We start from the raw sequence: 18,261 nt of genomic DNA, 5'->3' as shown, positions 1-18,261 counted from the left end.
ACTTCTATTGAGTTAGTAGAAGTTGAATGGGATTTTGGTGATGGCGAAGTGAGTAGCCAAGGTGTAATCTGAACCACATGCATACGGATCACATTGCAAAACCCATATTCACAACACTTTAACTGTTTTTATAAAATTATAAACAACCTACAAACCTTTCCATAAAGTTGTATCTAAGTAAATCGCATTACTTGAAAAATACAACCTTTTTTAACTCTAAACACTAAGCAAAAAAGCCTTTTTACTTTTTGTGTATCCTTATTTGCATTATTACATAAAATTACAAGTAAAATAACACATATTCTAAAGATTTCAGTGTTGATTGTGTCGTATGAATAAGGTTTTAAAGTTTTGTTTCTTTCCTATCTTTTTAAATACCCTTACATTATAACTTAAAATCTAATCCTTTTTTATATGATTTTTATCTAGTGATTATATATTACATTTTCACTTTACAAGTGTTACAAACTAAGCAATACAAAATTACAAATTAATTAATACTTTGATACAAATTAAAATTACACACAATACAAAAACATTAAAGACTAGATACAAACTTAATAAAATATGCAATACAAACATTACTAACAAACAAAAGATTAAAAGATACATTAAAAACATAAAAAGTAACATGTAAAGCAAGTATTGCACACATATATACTTTAAATACTTTAAAGGCTTTTATGTATTGGTGTGTTTTTTATGTGTGATTAAGTGTTTTTTGGGTGTTGAGAAGTTAAAGTTTGATATCACACATTCAAAAAATCATCTAAGATCTTAGCGTGTAAAACTGCTTCAAATTCAATAATTTCGTATTCAGCAACTTTGTTGATACAAAATGGGTCATTTTTGGCAAATGCGAGTGCAGAATCTTTGCTCTCAAATCTACCTATAATCAATCCACCATCTTTTGGATTGCGAGGGCCTGAAGCAAGAAGCATATTGGAATCATAGCCTAACTTTAAATACGCTCTATGCTCTGCTAAAAATTTTTCTACCTCACTAAAAGGCTTTGTATAATTTACTTTACAAACAAATAATGTATTCATTGTCATTTCCTTTCTATCGAGTTTATATATTATAATTACAAAATATCAAGATTCTAAAATTTCCATCTTTATAATGTGTAAAACCTTGTTATATAAAAGTATAGTTTCTAGAATTTACTGCCTGTTATATTTGCAAGTGTGAGTAAATTTGCATAGAGTATATGAGTATTAAATAATTCTCTCCTTTAGAATCTATGCTAAAAGTCTTGCTATCGCTTGGTACTAATAAATAGAATCTCTTGCTTATTGTGGTAGGCAAAAAATTTTAAAAGTGCAGTTTCTAAATATTCTTACCTTAAACCTCACACCCACTCAAATATAACAAATATTCTAAAATCCCTTATTCCACATCAATAAGCGAAAAAACATGAGTTTTAGATTCTATCTCTTTTCTTTCTTTATTTTCTGCAAATTCAAGTAGATTTACAAGGCAGCATAGCTCAATACATTTTGCTTCAAGTTTTGAGATAAGTTTCAATGCCGCACAAGCTGTGCCACCCGTTGCCATTAAGTCATCTATAAGAATGACATTAACACCTTTTAAGCCTGAAAAGGCATCTTCTTTTATCTCCATAGAATCTTTTCCATATTCAAGTGAATAGGTTTGTGAAAGCACTTTGCCGGGCAATTTACCCTTTTTTCTAATCGGCACAAATCCAGCATTCAATGCAAATGCTAGAGCAGAGGCTATCATAAAACCCCTTGCTTCAATGCCGATGACATATTCCACTTTATAGGCTTGGTATCTGTGTGCTAACATTTGTATGTATTCATTAAAAAGTTTGCCATTATGCAAAAATGTCGTAATATCTTTAAATAAGATTCCCTTCTTTGGAAAGTCTGGCACATCTGTGATTGCTTGCTCTATCTCTTCACGCAATGTGGGCTTGTGTTTTGCCATTTTCACTTCAGTTTGGTTTGTAGAATCTTCTAGCATTAAGTCTTCTTCGCTAAAAGCATTAATGGGCTTTTCAATCTCATTGGTCTTTTTTCTTACCATGCTTAATCCCTTTGTAAAATTTAGTCTAAAAAACATCACACTATCCCTATGTAAAGATTATAAGAGTGCTTCTATCTTTTGCTCTAAATCTTTAATTCGACTCTTATAGTTATCTGTTTCTATACGATATTGTGAGTTTCTTTGCTTGAGTGTTTTAACTTCACTTTTCAAAGAGTTAAGCTCTTTTGTCAATATGTCAATATTACCTAATGCCCTTTGGAGTGAAAGCTGATGCTTTTGTATTAAAACCTCTGTTTCTACAAGAGTATATTTCATGTGTGAAGATTCTTTTCTCTCTTTTTGAGCTATGCTTTTATAATAAAAAGCCGCTACAACCATAAATAAAACAAAGAGAATAAAAATAGTCAGTCCAAACCAAGCAACTACATCACCCATATTAATCCTTTGTATTTGTGAGTTTTTCCACTCTTATTGCATGTCTGCCGCCCTCAAAAGTCTCGTTTAAAAACACTTCTATAACAGCCTCAGCAACTCCAGCTCCAATCACCCTTTCCCCCAAACATAGCACATTTGCATTATTATGCTTTCTTGCGACAGCAGCCATATAGGGATCAAAACATAGGGCAGCACGAATAGCTCTATGCCTATTAGCAGCAATACTCATTCCAATTCCACTACCACAAATGAGTATCCCGCGACTATTTTCAATATCTTTTAGCATTTCTTGGCACACAGCCTCTGCCATATCAGAATAATCCACACTATCACTAACATGCACACCTAAGTCTTTAAAGTCGATGTTGTGTTCTTTACAATACTTTGTCGCCACTTGCTTTATCTTTATCCCTGCATGATCACTTGCTATGAATAACATAATTTTCCTTTTATTAAAGTTTTAGAAAGAATAAGAGCGTATTTTTCATAATCCATAATATTGCTTCATTTGTCGGCGGAAACAATAAAATAATAATGAGTAGAATCATACCATATTTTTCAACATTATTATACAATCTTGCAAAGAAGCTATTGTTGAAATAAAGTCCTATATATGCTAGGATTAATGCACCATTAAGCGGTGGAATAGGCAATAGATTAAAGACTGCAAGCATCACATTTACCTGCAACAAAATGAAAAAGAATTGCATAATAAGACCGCCATTTTGCATAAGTCCTAAATCTATACCAAATCGCAAAATAACCACACAGCACAATGCAACAAGAAAATTAAAAAATGTCCCAGATAATGCGACATAAAGACAGCCTTTATATCCCGTTTTTTCTTGAATATTTTCATAGTTGATCGGCATGGGCTTTGCATATCCAAATATGAAATTTGCCCCTAAAATAATTAATGTAAATGGAATGATAAAAGTGCCAAATAAATCAATATGTTTCAAGGGATTAAGGGTTATGCGGTTAGAAACTCTAGGCGTTTCATCACCATAACGCAATGCCATTAAACCAGATAGAATCTCCCTGCCAACTGCAGAAAACAATAGCGCAACGACATAAAAACTAATAGTTATTCCAACTTCAGTTATATCTAAATCGTCCATACTAATCCTTAAAACTACCTTGAAACACTACACATATTAAAATCTATCTAAAGATTATAAGGTCTAATTTCACCTTCAAATTTCTGTGCATCTTTTTGCAAAGTTTCTATACCCTTAAACATTCTTTTCCATCGCACTTTATATCGATTGATAGGATTGCTTGCCTCTGATTCTATACTATCAGTCAAAGTTATGCTAAAGTAGGTAAACCAAGGCTGTCCTACAATACGACTATAATCTACCACACCCCAGAATCTAGAATCTTCACTATTATCGCGATTATCCCCAACCATGAAAAAGCAATCCTCATCAATTTTTTTATAAAAAAACTCTTCTCCATTATCATTTTTAATATCCATAGCTACGCCATGATTGTTTGGCAAGGTATTATTTGTCCCCCCTCTATTAGCACGAACACGCATTACCTCATAACTTTGAAAAGGCTCTACCCTATAATCTTTCTCTCCATAATGAATCCCAACATATTCTCTAGCATACGGCTCTTTTACATACCTTTCATTTAGAAACTCTTTTGTTTCATAGTCTTTAAAATGTGTATCAATATAGGAATCTCCCTCAAATGGTCGCAAATACATGCCATCTTTTGCAAATATCACTTTATCGCCACCGATCGCAAAATTTCTCTTTACATAATATGTCTTATCATCACCGGGCGGATTAAATACGACTATATCCCCCCTTTTTGGTCTATCTCCCTCGATTAAATGCCTATTGCCATGAAAATCTGGAAGTATTGGTATCTCAAGCCATGGAATCTTTGGTATTGTGATTCCATACGAGTATTTTTTGACAAACATCATATCGCCCTCATACAGCGAGCCAACCATTGAGCGACTAGGGATAATAAAGCCTTGTGCCACAAAAAACACTAAACATAATACAATTACAATCGCACCAGTCCAACTTGAAACAAAATTGCTAATCCATCTTAGAATCTTCATATACACCCTTATTCAAAAAAGTTTTAGAGAAACTATACAAAAGTGCAATTCTACTATTAAATACTTAATATTTAGATTTTCCCTTTGTATTCAATATATCTTAAGGATTAAACTAAAACTAGTTTTCATAGCATGATTTTATATTTCATCACACCAAGATTCTATTAAAACAGTATGTTGTGTTAGAATAAATATGCTATGATTTTACAAAATTGTGCAATTTTATTAATAAAGGCTTAAATATGGCAATGTCAAATATCGATCAAGTAACAAGTTTGCATAAAAATAACGAGTTGCAGCTACTTTGTTTTCGCTTAGAAAAAGGAAAAGATTTATATGCAGTTAATGTATTTAAAATAAGGGAAGTTGTGAAGTATAATGGGGCTGTTACTATTGTGAGCCATGAGCCAAACTCCCTTGTAGAAGGGCTTATTACAATAAGAGAACTCACGATACCACTTATTGACATGCGTAAGTGGTTTTTCTATGATCCTGCGATGCCTACAAAGAATCTGCGTAGCTTTGCTGTGCCAAGACAAAAGGGTGAAGATGATATTATAATGATATGTGAGTTTTCAAAATGGACTATCGGTGTGCGTATTTATGAGGCAGATAGAATCTTAAATAAAAAATGGACAGAGATAGAACAAAGTGCAGGTGTAGGCAGTAGCGGTGGGGGTAATGGTAAGCTTGTCTCACGCACAAGATATTATGATGGTAAGTTGGTGCAAGTTGTTGATATTGAAAAAATGCTTATTGATGTATTTCCATGGATTGAAGAAGAGAAAAATAAAGAGATGGAAAGCATTAATCAAGTCGTTACTACTAAAAAGATATTACTTGCAGATGATAGTCCAAGTGTGCTAAAAACCATGCAAACTATTCTTAATAGGCTAGGCGTTATACATCTTGATTTTATCAATGGGCAAAAATTACTCGATCATTTATTTAGCCCTGATACAGATATTTCAGAAATTGGGCTAATTATCACTGACTTAGAAATGCCTGAAGCAAGTGGTTTTGAAGTGATTAAGCAAGTCAAAGCAAATGCCGCATCAAAGCATATACCTATTGTTGTAAATTCATCAATGAGTGGGACAAGTAATGAAGAGATGGCGCTATCACTTGATGCAGATGAGTTTATATCAAAGTCAAATCCTGTTGAGATTGAAAAAGCTGTGCGAGAGTTAATGCTGCGTTAGTTTCATGGTTTCATTATTTTATAAATATTAAGCATGAGAGAATAACAGATTCTATATCCCTGTGAAGTAAAAGTTTCTAAATATTTTAGGATTAGCAATGCAGCAAACAGATGATAGATCAATAGACAATATGCCAAAATGGCACAAAGACTTTTTAGATAATAAGATTATGTTACAACAAGTGCTAAATAATACAGATTTAGCCTTTGGGATACAAACACCAAGCTATGTATTATGCAGAGATTCTCTTAATGCAAATATTACGCTACTACAAAATGTCGCAAAAGATTCTGGAGCAAATATCTTAGTTGCATTAAAGGGTTATAGCTTTTGGAGGGCATTTGAAAATATCCGCACAAAGTTACAAGGGGCTACTTGCAGTGGTGTAAATGAAACGCTTTTAGCATTTGATAGCATTGCCACACCTTTAATGCAGCAAGATTCTAATGTAAAAGAAGTGATAAAAGCGTTACTACCTTATCTAAAAAATATCTCAAAAAATTATACTAAACAAACTTCACACGCACAAAATATAGAATCCCTTTTTAATAATCTAGATACAACACTAGAAAATCAAGATAATTATCAAACCCTTTGCAAAGAGATCCCTTACGCCCTATTAAATATGTTTATACATAAAGAAATATGTGTCTTTGCCCCAGCTTATAAAGAATCTCAAATGCAACATATACTGCCTTATGCAACGCATATTATCTTTAATTCCTTAGGGCAATGGGAACGATTTAAGCCTTTTATAGAATCACAAAATAAACTTATTAAAGAGTTATATCAAATACTATTAGAATGCAAAAAAAATGGAGTATTACAAGCTGAGCTTCCAAAAAAGATTCCACAAATTCATATAGGACTACGCATTAATCCCTTGTATAGCGAAGTTAGCCCACCAATATATAATCCATGTATCCCCAAAAGTCGCTTAGGTATTATACCCAGCGTTTTTCATAGAGATTTGGAGAATCTTGCGAGAAAATATAACTACACAGATACATTCTCATTTTTTAAAGCACATTTTAACGGACTGCATTTTCATACACACTGTGAGCAAGATTCTAGTGCCCTGCAGCGGACACTGCCACATGTGATAGGGCATTTTGGTGATTACATTGCACATTGTGAATGGGTGAATTTTGGCGGCGGTCATCATATCACACGAAGCGATTATGACTGCACCTTGCTTGTGAATCTTATCAAGGATTTTAGAGCAAAATATAATGGCATTCAAGTCATGCTAGAGCCCGGTGAAGCAGTAGGTTGGCAAACAGGTGATTTAATCGGCGAAGTGGTAGATATTGTAGGGAATGAGGGCTTAGTAGCCATACTTGATGTGAGTGCGAGCTGCCACATGCCAGACTGCCTTGAGATGCCTTATCGCCCCGCATGCTATAAGATCACAAAAGATTCTAAAGGAAATGCGGTTATAGAATCTGACTTAGATGAAGAAAAGGGGAAGTATTGCTATCGCTTTGGCGGACCCACTTGTCTTGCAGGTGATGTAATCGGGGATTATAGTTTTGATACGCCCCTAAAAGTTGGCGATAAGATAGCATTTGTTGATATGATACATTATACTATTGTAAAAAACACAACCTTCAATGGTGTAGAACTCCCTAGTCTTGGTGTTGTAGAGAATGGTAAGTTTAAACTCTTAAAGCAGTTTAGCTATACAGATTTTAAGGAACGCAATTAATGCATACGGCAAAGTTTCTAAAGTAGGCAATCTGAATCTATAGATCTGCCTTATTACCCTTTTTGGCTTCCTCCCATAAAAAGTTTATGGGCTGAAAAGTGTTTTTGCGTTATAAACTTATACAAAAATCAACATTGCCTAGAATTTGTGTAGAATCTAGCGTGTTTAAAAGGGCTTTTTGCTCTTTGTCTAGCCTTATATTAGCTCACTTTTGGGATTTGGGCTGAAAAAGTCTTCTTTGACCTTTGTCTTTAACTCTTCTTCGGGGAGGTTTGTGGGATACATTTTATTCTCTTTTTGTGATTTAGGGTTGATGTTATATCAAAGCACAATACTAATGTTGTGATATTGAAAGGCGAAAGGAATGGATTTTAAATTGTGGAATTATTATTTTGAATGTGCCACTTGGCTTGGTGCATCTTTATGATTTTTTTAGAGGATTCTTTTTGTTGGGGGAGTTTTATCACTATTGAAAATGCACCTTTTTATGCTGCAATAGAATCTGTTTGTTGTGTTTATGAGTTTGCATTTTATGGGCTTGGATTTACACAAAGTCATTTTGATGTGAGAAAAGAAAATGAATGCGTAGTTGCATTTCATCAAAAGTTTGGTGCAAGTATTGTTGCAGAGGATACACAAAACTATTATTTCCATTTCACACGCCAAGAATACGAGAAAACTACACAGAAATATCTAAAGTTTATGCCACTTGATATAGATTGCTTTATAGAATCTAACCCCTAAAAATACTACTCCCAATGCGAAGATGGTTGCTCCCACATGCAATGGCGATTTCATAATCGCTACTCATACCCATTGAAAGAATGTTTGCATTATAGGGTTTTAGTCGCTCATAAAGATTCTGTGTTTGCAAAAAGCCTTTTTCAATCAAGGCTTTATCATCACTATTTGCACCCATACACATAAGCCCATTAAGCTCTATATTAGGGCATGTTTCTAGAATCTCAAGATAGCTAGAAAAAGCAGATTCCACACAAAAGCCACTTTTAGAATCTTCATTCGCACTATTGACTTGTAATAGGGCTTTCATCTTATAATCTTCTCGCATAAGCCGTTTTTGCAAAGCGTGTGCAAGTTTTAGAGAATGCAGGGAATGAAGCAGTGCGGGTTTAATTTGTATTAGCATATTAATCTTATTCTCCTGTAGAGTGCCGATGAAATGCCACTCTATGTTGTGTGTAGATAGGGATCTGCTTTTTGCCATTAAATCTTGGACTTTATTCTCCCCAAAGGCGATTTGTCCGCATGAAAAAGCCTGTTGTATCTCATCTATATTACTATATTTACTCACAGCAATAAGTTTTATGGAATCTTTTCTATTATAACGCTCTTTTATTTTCTCAATAGATTCTAAAGTCTTTGCTAGATTCTTACAAATCATATTTTTCCCTTTTATATTATTAGGATTCTTTTTCTCTCTCTGCTGCTAGAATCTCCACTTCTTCTACAAATCTATCTACAATGCTATCTTCACTCATTTTTGCTAAGACCTTGCCACCTTTTATAATATGCCCTATTTTATTGCCAAAGGCTATGGCAATATCTGCGTGTTTTGCCTCGCCAAGCGCATTTACCGCACAGCCCATAACGCTTACTTGCAAGGGCGTTTTAATATGTGCTAGTCTTGTCTCTACTCGCTTAATCGCACTGACCAAATCCGCCTGTATCCGCCCACATGTAGGACATGATACAATGGTAATGCCCTCTTTTTGTCTGCCTGAATAGCGTAAAATGCTTTTTGCAAGTTTAATCTCTTCTTCTAACTCACCTGTGATAGAGCAACGCATAGTATCGCCGATTCCTTGCATGAGAAGATTCCCTAATGCAATGGAGCTTTTAATCATAGAATGATACAGTGTGCCAGCCTCTGTAACACCCAAGTGGAATGGATAAGGCACTAATGGGCGTAAAAGCTCGTAAGCCTCCATCGTGCGTGGTGCATCACTTGCTTTTAAGGATACTTTAATATTTGTAAAGCCAAAGTCTTCTAAAAGCTTGATATTATAAAGGGCAGATTCTACCATGCCCTTTGGTGTTGGTCCATATTTTTGCTCAAATTCTTTTTCTAAGCTGCCGCCATTTACGCCAATTCGTATAGGAATGTTTCGCACATTACATGCTTTTACCACTTCTTTTATCTTTTCTTTTGAGCCGATATTGCCCGGATTAATGCGTATGCAATCAACCGATTCAGCAGCGATTAATGCAAGTTTGTATTTAAAATGTATATCTGCGATAAGGGGCAGACTTGTCATTCCCTTTAGCGTTTTTAGTGCGTGTGCGTCCTCTTCTGTTAGCACGGCTAAACGCACAATGTCAGCTCCAGCTAGTTGCAATCTATCAAGTTGCGCTTTTGTCTCTTCAATATTATGGGTTTTGCTAAAAGTCATGCTTTGCACGCTAATTGGTGCATCACCACCTATGGCTACATTGCCGACATAAATTTGCTTTGTGGGGTAGCGAGGCTTTATTTTATCGCTTTGCATTGTAATCCTTTGTGTGAGTTTTAGAATCTAATAGCCCAGATTCTAACATATTTTAATTGATTTTTCTATTACCACATAATGACAGATTATTTTTTATGGAATCTATTTTGCTTTGAAAGTGAAAATCACAATGGGGAATGCAAATGGATTTAGAAACACTAGAGAATATGGGAGATGAAGAGATGGCAGGAAAGATCGTCAGTATAGTAGCGATTATAAAGGTATTTGGTAGTAATATGCTTGGCAGAATCTTATCATCGCCACTAAAGTTTGCAAAGCTTATAAAATTTAGCCTTAAGGTTAAAAAGGAGGCAGATAAGATCCAAGATAAAAAAGATATGGGCGATAAGATTGATAGCAGTGTCGCAATGGCAAAAATGATTCTAGAATACAGAAAAACAAATCCAAATGAAATGGAAACGCTATTTGAGATTCTAGAAGAGATGGTGCAAAAATATCAAACAAATCCAGATATAAAGCACGAGATATTAAATCTTATTGAAAAAAATGGTAAGTAGATGGATTGCAAGTAGGGCTAACATTATGTTGTATGCCGAAAATTTTAGTTAAGGGTAGAGTTAGAATATTATTAGATAGAGTAAGATTCTGTGAATTTTTATGCGTAATTATTATGAATATTTGGTGTAGCTATAAGCCGAGTTCTGTATTAAGTAATTATTTATCTAGATAATATTTCGCAATATTATTCAAGCGAATAGCTTAAAGACAGAGATATTAACCTGCTATTCTTGCTACGGATTGGGTTTGCATGGCATTTCTTGTCGCCAAGAAATCGGTAGGCTCTTACCCTGCCTTTTCACCCTTACCATGTGAAACATGGCGGTATATTTCTGTTGCACTTTCCCTTAGGTTACCCTAGCCATTTGTTAAATGGAATCCTATCTCTTGTAGCTCGGACTTTCCTCTTTTTCAAGCAATTACTTGCTACACCGCGTGAAATAATACCAAAAAATTAAAAAATCTGTTATTATTTTGAATGCAAAATACATTTTATAAAGGGTGAGGGCATTATGACATATGGCATTGACGATAAATTGGAGGATGAGTTACATGCAGAAGTTCTTGAGAAAATTGAGCTTTTTCAAAAAGAGCATGTTGTCCCACATCTTATGTTAGCAGCACGCAAAATGAAGCAGTTTGCTATAAGTCATCTTAAAACTTTTCATATTGGATTTGAACAAATTGCTGTTTTACATGCCCTATCACTTGCAAAAGAGTTAAATATCAATCAACTTGCAAAGATTATGCAAAAAGATAGAGGCACGGTTAGTCGCTGTGTAGAAACTTTATGTGCGAAAAAATATGCGATTAAGACAAAATCTATTAAAGACCAACGCATTCATGTCGTTCGTTTGACACAAAATGGAGAGCAATTTTTCATAGAAGTGTGTCAGTATTTTGAGACTATCGCACAAAAACCAGAGAGTGCTATGAGTGCTTGTGAGATAAAGCAATTTCATGAGAGTTTAGAAAAAATTATTAATTATTGTAAAAATACACAAAAGACATCACACGAAAATTGCGTGTAAAAAGCAGATTTACATTTTTCTACAAAAGCATTAATGTTTATGGAATCTTGCTAATAATAGCGGTATTATAAACTTGTGAAATAAGGGGATTGTATGCGGAAGTTTGTGGGTATATTGTGTCTATTTGGTTGCTGTGTGGCAAAAGAGTTTTTACAAGATAGCGATTATCTTATCGGCGTTCATGCAAGAGTGGGTGCGAGTATGGGGGTTGGGATTGAATTTGGAATGCCGATTATAAAAAGTGGGGTTGTAGAGTGGAGAAATTTTATCGGTGCGGAAAGCTTTGGTATGAAATTAGCTAGCACACAATATGACACTGCTACTTTGCTATTTAGCGATAAAATGACTCTAAGCTATCTTACAGGGAGTTCTGTGGCTACAGCTATTGGGATAAGCTATTTTCGCCCATATTTGTTTCTTAGTGGTGGCTTTGGGCTAACCGGCGGCAAGTATAACTCGTTTGGGACTTCACCATATTATGGGGAAGTGAGTGCTGGTATAGGACATGAGTTTATAACAAAAAATGGGCATACATTTTTCTTTGAGTTTGGAGGCGGGGCAATGTTTATAGATAAGGTTGTGGCAAATCAAACACTCACAACACAAGGGACAACAAAAGTTTTAGTTGGATATAGATTCTATTATTCTGCAAAAATAAAAGAGTAAGATAAAATACATTGGGGTGTAGTAATATTTGCTTTTATAATTTAGGTTTTAATTAAGATTCAATCTGTCCCCAGCCGAGCTTTTCTCTTAATCGCATGAAATAGAAGTTTGGCGTGAGTTCTACAAGATGTGCGTTGTGTTCTGCGGTTTTAATACAAATGATACTATCTTTTGGCATAGAAATTCTCTGTTGTCCATCGCATATAAGTGTGCCAGCATTCTTAAATTTCAATTCAATAATAAAGGAATCATCAAGGATTAGTGGTCTTTGTGTTAAAGAATGCGCACATATAGGCGTGAGTAATACATTACGACAATTTGGATACACAAGACTTCCGCCAGCAGATACATTGTATGCACTAGAGCCAGTTGGCGTTGCTACAAGTAGTCCATCTAATCGGTAGTGATTAAACAATACACCCTCAATTGATGCTTCAATCTCTAGCATACCGCTAACACCAGCCCTTGATAGCAAAAACTCATTTAGGGCGATAAATGGCTGTGGAATCTCTAGCCCCCCATTTTCTTGCATATCGCTTTTCTTTACATAGCTTTCTAGCATAAGATGCTTATTGATACTATATTCTCCATGCTTTATGCGAGGGATAAGGTTATCTATCTCATGTGGTAATGCGATGGTTAAGTATCCAAGCCTACCAGAATTTATACCAAGTATAGGCACATTGCTGCCATAGCTTTGATTTGCAACAGATAAAAGTGTGCCATCTCCACCGATACTAAATAGCATATCTACATGCTTACATAGATACTGCATATCATAGCTTTCAATGGATTCTAAATCTAGCATTTTCGCACTAGAAGATTCTAGCATAACTTGTATATTTGCCTTTTCTAGCTTCTTTTGTATCTCTAAGAAAATAGGCTTTATATGAGTGCTTTGGGGACGCAAGATAATGCCTACTTTTTCTACATTGCGTTCTTTTTGCTCCATGTATTATCCTTGATTCTGGCTAGTTTGTATGCAAATGTTCTGTGCGTTTAATCGTCTTATATGCTTCTGTAATCTTATGGAATTTTGTCGTATAGTCTAGAATCTCTTTTTCATTTTCACCATAGAAATTATCTGGGTGATATTCTCTTGCTAGTTTGAGATAACGCTTTTTCACAAGCTCAAAATCATCGCCAAATTGAGAATCTAAAATCGCATAACACTGCCTAAGCTCTTTTTCTTGCGAGGTCAAAAATGTGATCTCATCAGCATTAAAATCGCTATATTCAAAGGATAGCACTATATTATGTATAATGCGATTGCCAATAAATCGCATAACGCTTTCCCAAAAAAACTCATTGCCTGATTGTAAATAAATTTCATTTTGTCTCATGCCTATGTAGTGAGAGCCAAACATGGCTTTAATGTAGCGTTCTGCTACTCTGTTGCGTTTGCTTAATGTGAGAATAATGCGAGAAGTGCCAATCATTTGAATTTTTACGCGAATTCTCTCTAATAGGTCAGTAGATTTTACCATCTTTATGCGTATGGGTAAATGGCTATTTGCTAGGGCAAATTCTAATTCAGTATTGTCGTTTGGGTCATAGTGATTTGCCGCATGATAGCACCAATTAATAAGATAGTTTTTCTTAACTATCTCACCGTCATCGAGAATCAAAACAGAGCTTGATAATCTATAATTGCGACTAAAATGCTTTTTCGCATAAGAAAGCACCTTTGGTAGAATCTTGCTATCTTCAGCAAGCTTTATTTGCACATATTTGTCGCAACAAGAAATCATCACTTCACCCTAAAAACCCTAAAGCATATCTATCTATTGATAATAATATAATTATACAGATTCTAAAAGATTATAGCAAAATTATGCAAAGATAACCCTTACACCTAATCTTATCAAACATAAATCATAGCCTTAGATTCTAATAAGGCTTCATGGTTATTTCTAAAAGTAGCATTTTTCATTCCAAATATCTTAAACTCACTAGTCTCTAGAATCTAGCAAAATGCAACTCCAAAGCCCTGCATCCACTCATAAAGATAGAGAATCTGAAATCTTGTCATATTGAGCGCGTAAGCACGAAATATCTTTTTTAGATTCCGTGTTAGACACTTCGCCTAAAGGCTTAGTATGACAAGCGGTTGTTTTAGAAACTATAACCTACACACCTGTGCTACCAAAGCCATTTGTATTTCTCTCTGTTTCATTCACTTCTGCTACTTCGATGATATTTACTTGTGGCAAGGCACCTACTACACCTTGTGCGATTCTATCCCCAGCATTTATAACAAAATCTTGTGTGTTAAAGTTTGCTAGAATGATTTGCAACTCCCCCCTATAATCGCTATCAATAGTCCCGGGGGAATTTAGCACCATAATCTTATGCTTTAAGGCTAAACCGCTTCTACTTCTCACCTGTATCTCATAGCCTTTATCTATCTGCATACAAAGACCTGTGCGTATGAGTGCATGACTATTTGCTTTTAATACATAAGACTCCAAAGCATGAAAGTCAAATCCAGCAGATTCAGCCGTTGCAAACTGCGGTATTATCGCATTTTCATGTAGCTTTTTAAATTGCAGGATAATGGCATGTTTTGTTTGCATTCTTAAATCCTAGTATAAAATTTATTTGCTTTTTACAGATTCTATGCGGTTTAGTCGCTCTTCTTCTTGCTCTTTATACAGCGTGGCGCAACCTTTTGCAAGCTCTCTTATCTTTAGAATGTATTCTTGTCTTTGTGCGACAGAGATAGCCTTCCTTGCATCAAGCACATTGAAAAAATGGCTTGATAGCATAGTATAGTCATAGGCTGGTAATGGCAGCTTTGCAAGCAGACAATTCCTTGCTTCATTCTGTGCGTTTTCAAAGCTTGTAAATAAAAATGCAGTGTTTGCCACTTCAAAATTATATTTTGAAAATTCATATTCACCTTGCAAATGCACATCAGCATACTTCATACTCTCATTCCATGCAATATCAAATACAGATTCTACCCCCTGTATATACATAGCAAGTCGTTCAACCCCATAGGTAATCTCCACACTCACACTCTCACAAGGGATACCGCCTACTTGCTGAAAATAGGTAAATTGCGTTATCTCCATACCATCAAGCCACACTTCCCAGCCAAGCCCCCATGCCCCGAGTGTTGGCGACTCCCAGTTATCCTCTACAAAGCGAATGTCATGTGCGTTTGTATCTAGCCCTAAAGCTTCTAAACTCTGTAAATATAGCTCTTGTATATTATCAGGTGAGGGTTTAATTAAAACTTGAAATTGATAATAGCTACCAAGTCGATTTGGATTCTCCCCATAGCGTCCATCAGTTGGTCTGCGAGATGGTGCGACATAGGCGGTAGCCCATGGCGTCTTATCAAGGCTTCTTAGTAATGTAGCGGGGTGAAAAGTCCCAGCCCCAGCAGGTATATCATAGGGTTGTAAAATCGCACAGCCCTTTGTGTTATTAAAAGTAGCATTCGCCCAAAATGTTTGTAGCTTTAATAGAATCTCTGAAAATGTCAGCATAAAAGCCCCTGTTAAAAAATATCGCTAAAAAAGTGTAGCATAGCAAAAGATTATGAAGTTTTAATGCTTTGTGTATTGAAACTACCCTGTGAAATTATAGAGTGTGTTATAATTCTAAAGGTAAGGGATAAAGGAAAACTATGCGATTATACATTCTATTTCTTATGCTTTTTTATCTATGCTATGCAAAAGATTCTAAAAATGAGTTAAGTGAGAGTGAGAGAAAAAACGCCATTGTAGCTTGTGCGAACTCGCATTTAGAATCTTGTGAAAAGCTTTTAAATGATAATCTACCAGATATACGCACCTGCAATGTCCGCACGGAATGTGAATTTAGCGGGTGGCTATACATTCAAGTGCAAGAATACACACAATCACTCCCCTATCTCAAAAAAGCATGTGATAATAATCATAAAGAAGGTTGTGATAAACTAGGCTTTAGCTATCAGCGACTAAATAATTATAGAAAAGCAAAAAAATACTATAAAATCGCTTGTAATAAGGGCAGTATGAGTGGCTGCTATAATCTTGCTATGCTTTATTATGATGGTTTAGGTGTGAGACATAGTTATGAAATGGCAAATACACTTTTTGAAAAAATCTGTGATAACAGAGAGGGGCTTGGCTGTCTGCAACTTGGCATAGCCTATAAAGAGGGCTTAGGCGTGATACAAAATCAAGATAAGGCAAAAATGTATTTTGAAAAAGGGTGTTCTTTGAGTAATAATGAATCTTGTAATTTCCTTGATGAGTATCAAGGTGATATGCAGGAAGAATATAGCGGGGAAGAATATAATGAAGAAAGAAAGTAGCAATAAAACCAAGAGTGATGAGAGTATAGAATAGGTACTTTGCAAAACTAATGCTATATCATTAAGTTCAGTATGCAGACTTGATATTCATTCAAATCGCGTGTGATACATTATTGATGTAGCTATAAAGCAATCGATTTAAGCCTGATAACAATCCCTTTTATTGTTGTTATCAAAGCTACTCCACCAAAGCAATCATTTGCGAAAAGTTTTTAGCACAAAGACTTGCACCACCTATTAATACACCATCAGAAATAGAGCAAATACTAGTGATATTATCCTTATTAACACTGCCCCCATATAATGCTTTTTTAACACCTAAATCCTTTAATATTTGCATAATATTTGCAATCTCTTCAAGACTTGGCGTTTTTCCGCTGCCTATTGCCCAAATAGGTTCATAGGCTATCGTTAATAGCGGATAAGATAGGTCAATATGTTGTAGTTGAGATTCTAAAAAATCCCTAACACAAGGCACACCAGAATCCTCCCCAATACATAGCATAATACGCATATTTTCCTGCATGAAAAACTCAAACTTTTCTTTTATCTTAGCATTATTCTCGCCTAAAATTTGCCGTCTCTCACTATGCCCCAACATAATATGTTTAATCTTTAAGGCATTAAGCACCTCTTGTCCTATCTCGCCCGTAAAAGCACCATTTTGAATAGGATAAGCATTCTGTGCGCCAATCTCAAAATGCGTGTATATATTATCTGTTAGACTTGCTTGATTTGGAAACACGATAATATTGTGTTTTTTAGCATTTTGTAAAGATTGGAGTTCTGTTTGCAGGAGAGATAAATATGCTAATGTGCTTTGTGGAGTGTGATTTGCTTTAAGATTTGCAGCAATTGTTTTCATTATAATCCTTTCTTGATTAAATTTTAGTTTAAAATTATATTGTGTGTTTATAAAATTTAATAAATATAAATAAAAGACTATATATCGCAGAATCGCTCCAAGACATTCTTGCAGTAATATTTAAGAATTTAACTAAATGTTCCATGTTGAAATGAAGCAGAATAATAATGTTTAAAAAAGAGTTCTTAAATACACGCGGAGTTTAGAAATATAATATTTGGTATGACGGAAAGAAAGAGTTTAATAGACTTGCAAACATAGAGAATTGATATACGCAAGAAGTCTCAAACATTTTTTCTGTATAGTAGATATGAGATTATGTTTCACAATTCAATCCTGCAAATAACAAACACGCAAGTTATATTTTATAAGATACAATCAGATTTAGAAAATGGTGGTTGCGACTGGACTCGAACCAGCGACCCCTACCATGTCAAGATAGTGCTCTACCAACTGAGCTACGCTACCACCCAAGAAATTTAAAGCGATATGTGTAAGCGTTAATTTTATCATAAACATTAAGTTCCCATTCTACAGATCACAACAAGATTCTGAAATCGCAGTCAAAAAAAAACATTGTATTAAATAGTTATTTCTAACCACATTAATACAATATCAGGGGATTTAATATCATGTCGCCATATCTTTAATGATGTATAATGCTACAAACAGAAAACATAAAGCATCTTGATAAAATTTTAACTTAAAGGAGTGGCGTGCTCGGAGGGATTCAAACCCCCGACCTACAGGACCGCAACCTGTTGCTCTATTCAGCTGAGCTACGAGCACAATTAGCTTGTGATTATATAGAAAAAAATATAAAAAATAGCTTAATAGTTTAAAATTTTAAAGAATATTTATAAAGAATTAAGTTTAGGTCAATATTTTATTATGCCAAGTTATATTATTTCATAACTTGTTTTGGG

The 18,261-nt window shown here is 34.8% G+C and carries 20 protein-coding genes, 2 tRNA genes and 1 other RNA gene; 7 read left to right on the top strand and 16 right to left on the bottom strand.

Going from position 1 to position 18,261, the window contains the following annotated elements:
* Positions 1-749 precede the first annotated feature (749 nt).
* The 6 genes from C6H08_RS08425 to lepB all read right to left on the bottom strand — a co-directional run bounded on the left by C6H08_RS08425 (position 750) and on the right by lepB (position 4,528).
* Positions 750-1,049 carry a YciI family protein gene (locus tag C6H08_RS08425; protein WP_034562489.1) on the bottom strand — a complete coding sequence of 100 codons (300 nt, stop codon included), beginning with the start codon at positions 1,047-1,049 and terminating at the stop codon, positions 750-752.
* 340 nt (positions 1,050-1,389) lie between these two features.
* Complete coding sequence (apt, locus tag C6H08_RS08420) at positions 1,390-1,950, bottom strand: adenine phosphoribosyltransferase (protein ID WP_034579917.1); 561 nt, start codon at positions 1,948-1,950, stop codon at positions 1,390-1,392.
* A 156-nt stretch (positions 1,951-2,106) separates the two neighbouring features.
* The gene (locus C6H08_RS08415; RefSeq protein WP_004087343.1) at positions 2,107-2,445 is read right to left on the bottom strand and encodes a hypothetical protein; all 339 of its coding nucleotides are present in this window, start codon (positions 2,443-2,445) and stop codon (positions 2,107-2,109) included.
* 1 nt (position 2,446) lies between these two features.
* A complete protein-coding gene (gene rpiB / locus C6H08_RS08410; protein WP_034562493.1) occupies positions 2,447-2,884 on the bottom strand; it encodes a ribose 5-phosphate isomerase B in 438 nt (145 codons plus the stop codon).
* Between the two features lie 13 nt (positions 2,885-2,897).
* Positions 2,898-3,566 (bottom strand): site-2 protease family protein, encoded by a 669-nt coding sequence (locus C6H08_RS08405; protein WP_034562495.1) that lies wholly within the window; start codon positions 3,564-3,566, stop codon positions 2,898-2,900.
* Between the two features lie 47 nt (positions 3,567-3,613).
* Positions 3,614-4,528 carry a signal peptidase I gene (gene lepB / locus C6H08_RS08400; RefSeq protein WP_034562497.1) on the bottom strand — a complete coding sequence of 305 codons (915 nt, stop codon included), beginning with the start codon at positions 4,526-4,528 and terminating at the stop codon, positions 3,614-3,616.
* 242 nt (positions 4,529-4,770) lie between these two features.
* Between lepB and C6H08_RS08395 the strand changes: the two genes are divergently transcribed.
* The 3 genes from C6H08_RS08395 (at position 4,771) to C6H08_RS08385 (ending at position 8,182) form a co-directional block, all read left to right on the top strand.
* The gene (locus C6H08_RS08395; protein ID WP_034562498.1) at positions 4,771-5,730 is read left to right on the top strand and encodes a chemotaxis protein; all 960 of its coding nucleotides are present in this window, start codon (positions 4,771-4,773) and stop codon (positions 5,728-5,730) included.
* 97 nt (positions 5,731-5,827) lie between these two features.
* Positions 5,828-7,438: a carboxynorspermidine decarboxylase gene (locus C6H08_RS08390; RefSeq protein WP_080745654.1), complete on the top strand. Its 1,611-nt coding sequence runs from the start codon at positions 5,828-5,830 to the stop codon at positions 7,436-7,438.
* A gap of 423 nt (positions 7,439-7,861) precedes the next feature.
* Positions 7,862-8,182, top strand: coding sequence for a hypothetical protein (locus C6H08_RS08385; protein WP_199773197.1), 321 nt, complete (start codon positions 7,862-7,864; stop codon positions 8,180-8,182).
* Here C6H08_RS08385 and C6H08_RS08380 read toward each other — a convergent pair.
* Both C6H08_RS08380 and ispG read right to left on the bottom strand, forming a co-directional pair.
* On the bottom strand, positions 8,172-8,840 hold the full coding sequence (locus C6H08_RS08380; protein WP_034579271.1) for a YggS family pyridoxal phosphate-dependent enzyme: 669 nt from the start codon (positions 8,838-8,840) through the stop codon (positions 8,172-8,174). The genes C6H08_RS08385 and C6H08_RS08380 overlap by 11 nt on opposite strands.
* Positions 8,841-8,859: 19 nt before the next feature.
* On the bottom strand, positions 8,860-9,945 hold the full coding sequence (gene ispG / locus C6H08_RS08375; RefSeq protein WP_034579269.1) for a flavodoxin-dependent (E)-4-hydroxy-3-methylbut-2-enyl-diphosphate synthase: 1,086 nt from the start codon (positions 9,943-9,945) through the stop codon (positions 8,860-8,862).
* A gap of 143 nt (positions 9,946-10,088) precedes the next feature.
* On the opposite strand from ispG, the gene C6H08_RS08370 reads away from it, so the two are divergent.
* The gene (locus C6H08_RS08370) at positions 10,089-10,463 is read left to right on the top strand and encodes a hypothetical protein (RefSeq protein WP_034562550.1); all 375 of its coding nucleotides are present in this window, start codon (positions 10,089-10,091) and stop codon (positions 10,461-10,463) included.
* A gap of 117 nt (positions 10,464-10,580) precedes the next feature.
* On the opposite strand, the gene rnpB is transcribed toward C6H08_RS08370, so the two are convergent.
* Positions 10,581-10,899: RNase P RNA component class A (gene rnpB, locus C6H08_RS08365), an RNA gene on the bottom strand.
* Between the two features lie 77 nt (positions 10,900-10,976).
* Here rnpB and C6H08_RS08360 point away from each other — a divergent pair.
* A complete protein-coding gene (locus C6H08_RS08360; RefSeq protein WP_034562547.1) occupies positions 10,977-11,495 on the top strand; it encodes a MarR family winged helix-turn-helix transcriptional regulator in 519 nt (172 codons plus the stop codon).
* Positions 11,496-11,588: 93 nt separating this feature from the next.
* Entirely contained in the window at positions 11,589-12,161 is a 573-nt protein-coding gene (locus tag C6H08_RS08355; RefSeq protein ID WP_034579267.1) for a hypothetical protein, read from the top strand.
* 52 nt (positions 12,162-12,213) lie between these two features.
* Here the strand turns inward: C6H08_RS08355 and C6H08_RS08350 are convergent, their stop codons facing one another.
* From C6H08_RS08350 to glyQ, 4 genes are all read right to left on the bottom strand, one after another.
* Positions 12,214-13,113, bottom strand: a complete 900-nt coding sequence (locus C6H08_RS08350) for an NAD(+)/NADH kinase (RefSeq protein WP_034562545.1) — start codon at positions 13,111-13,113, stop codon at positions 12,214-12,216.
* A 19-nt stretch (positions 13,114-13,132) separates the two neighbouring features.
* Entirely contained in the window at positions 13,133-13,912 is a 780-nt protein-coding gene (locus C6H08_RS08345; protein WP_034579264.1) for a J domain-containing protein, read from the bottom strand.
* Between the two features lie 378 nt (positions 13,913-14,290).
* Complete coding sequence (gene dut / locus C6H08_RS08335) at positions 14,291-14,719, bottom strand: dUTP diphosphatase (RefSeq protein WP_194145901.1); 429 nt, start codon at positions 14,717-14,719, stop codon at positions 14,291-14,293.
* Between the two features lie 39 nt (positions 14,720-14,758).
* The gene (gene glyQ, locus C6H08_RS08330) at positions 14,759-15,658 is read right to left on the bottom strand and encodes a glycine--tRNA ligase subunit alpha (protein ID WP_034562539.1); all 900 of its coding nucleotides are present in this window, start codon (positions 15,656-15,658) and stop codon (positions 14,759-14,761) included.
* 140 nt (positions 15,659-15,798) lie between these two features.
* Between glyQ and C6H08_RS08325 the strand changes: the two genes are divergently transcribed.
* On the top strand, positions 15,799-16,470 hold the full coding sequence (locus C6H08_RS08325; protein ID WP_052092616.1) for a tetratricopeptide repeat protein: 672 nt from the start codon (positions 15,799-15,801) through the stop codon (positions 16,468-16,470).
* Positions 16,471-16,648: 178 nt separating this feature from the next.
* Here C6H08_RS08325 and C6H08_RS08320 read toward each other — a convergent pair whose 3' ends face one another.
* The 3 genes from C6H08_RS08320 to C6H08_RS08310 form a co-directional block, all read right to left on the bottom strand.
* The gene (locus C6H08_RS08320; RefSeq protein WP_004087350.1) at positions 16,649-17,335 is read right to left on the bottom strand and encodes a triose-phosphate isomerase; all 687 of its coding nucleotides are present in this window, start codon (positions 17,333-17,335) and stop codon (positions 16,649-16,651) included.
* Between the two features lie 392 nt (positions 17,336-17,727).
* Positions 17,728-17,803, bottom strand: a tRNA-Val gene (locus C6H08_RS08315).
* Between the two features lie 244 nt (positions 17,804-18,047).
* A tRNA-Arg gene (locus C6H08_RS08310) sits at positions 18,048-18,124 on the bottom strand.
* Positions 18,125-18,261: the final 137 nt, after the last annotated feature.

Origin of the sequence: Helicobacter bilis, assembly GCF_900198365.1 — a bacterium.
In the GTDB taxonomy this organism is placed as follows: Bacteria; Campylobacterota; Campylobacteria; order Campylobacterales; family Helicobacteraceae; genus Helicobacter_A; species Helicobacter_A bilis_B.
This window is presented reverse-complemented; position numbering and strand designations above follow the sequence as displayed.

Excerpts from the sequence above, each read along its gene's own strand:
- C6H08_RS08425 (WP_034562489.1), bottom strand. The coding sequence starts at position 1,049 with ATGAATACATTATTTGTTTGTAAAGTAAATTATACAAAGCCTTTTAGT.
- apt (WP_034579917.1), bottom strand. The coding sequence starts at position 1,950 with ATGGCAAAACACAAGCCCACATTGCGTGAAGAGATAGAGCAAGCAATC.
- C6H08_RS08415 (WP_004087343.1), bottom strand. The coding sequence starts at position 2,445 with ATGGGTGATGTAGTTGCTTGGTTTGGACTGACTATTTTTATTCTCTTT.
- rpiB (WP_034562493.1), bottom strand. The coding sequence starts at position 2,884 with ATGTTATTCATAGCAAGTGATCATGCAGGGATAAAGATAAAGCAAGTG.
- C6H08_RS08405 (WP_034562495.1), bottom strand. The coding sequence starts at position 3,566 with ATGGACGATTTAGATATAACTGAAGTTGGAATAACTATTAGTTTTTAT.
- lepB (WP_034562497.1), bottom strand. The coding sequence starts at position 4,528 with ATGAAGATTCTAAGATGGATTAGCAATTTTGTTTCAAGTTGGACTGGT.
- C6H08_RS08395 (WP_034562498.1), top strand. The coding sequence starts at position 4,771 with ATGGCAATGTCAAATATCGATCAAGTAACAAGTTTGCATAAAAATAAC.
- C6H08_RS08390 (WP_080745654.1), top strand. The coding sequence starts at position 5,828 with ATGCAGCAAACAGATGATAGATCAATAGACAATATGCCAAAATGGCAC.
- C6H08_RS08385 (WP_199773197.1), top strand. The coding sequence starts at position 7,862 with ATGATTTTTTTAGAGGATTCTTTTTGTTGGGGGAGTTTTATCACTATT.
- C6H08_RS08380 (WP_034579271.1), bottom strand. The coding sequence starts at position 8,840 with ATGATTTGTAAGAATCTAGCAAAGACTTTAGAATCTATTGAGAAAATA.
- ispG (WP_034579269.1), bottom strand. The coding sequence starts at position 9,945 with ATGCAAAGCGATAAAATAAAGCCTCGCTACCCCACAAAGCAAATTTAT.
- C6H08_RS08370 (WP_034562550.1), top strand. The coding sequence starts at position 10,089 with ATGGATTTAGAAACACTAGAGAATATGGGAGATGAAGAGATGGCAGGA.
- C6H08_RS08360 (WP_034562547.1), top strand. The coding sequence starts at position 10,977 with ATGACATATGGCATTGACGATAAATTGGAGGATGAGTTACATGCAGAA.
- C6H08_RS08355 (WP_034579267.1), top strand. The coding sequence starts at position 11,589 with ATGCGGAAGTTTGTGGGTATATTGTGTCTATTTGGTTGCTGTGTGGCA.
- C6H08_RS08350 (WP_034562545.1), bottom strand. The coding sequence starts at position 13,113 with ATGGAGCAAAAAGAACGCAATGTAGAAAAAGTAGGCATTATCTTGCGT.
- C6H08_RS08345 (WP_034579264.1), bottom strand. The coding sequence starts at position 13,912 with ATGATTTCTTGTTGCGACAAATATGTGCAAATAAAGCTTGCTGAAGAT.
- glyQ (WP_034562539.1), bottom strand. The coding sequence starts at position 15,658 with ATGCTGACATTTTCAGAGATTCTATTAAAGCTACAAACATTTTGGGCG.
- C6H08_RS08325 (WP_052092616.1), top strand. The coding sequence starts at position 15,799 with ATGCGATTATACATTCTATTTCTTATGCTTTTTTATCTATGCTATGCA.
- C6H08_RS08320 (WP_004087350.1), bottom strand. The coding sequence starts at position 17,335 with ATGAAAACAATTGCTGCAAATCTTAAAGCAAATCACACTCCACAAAGC.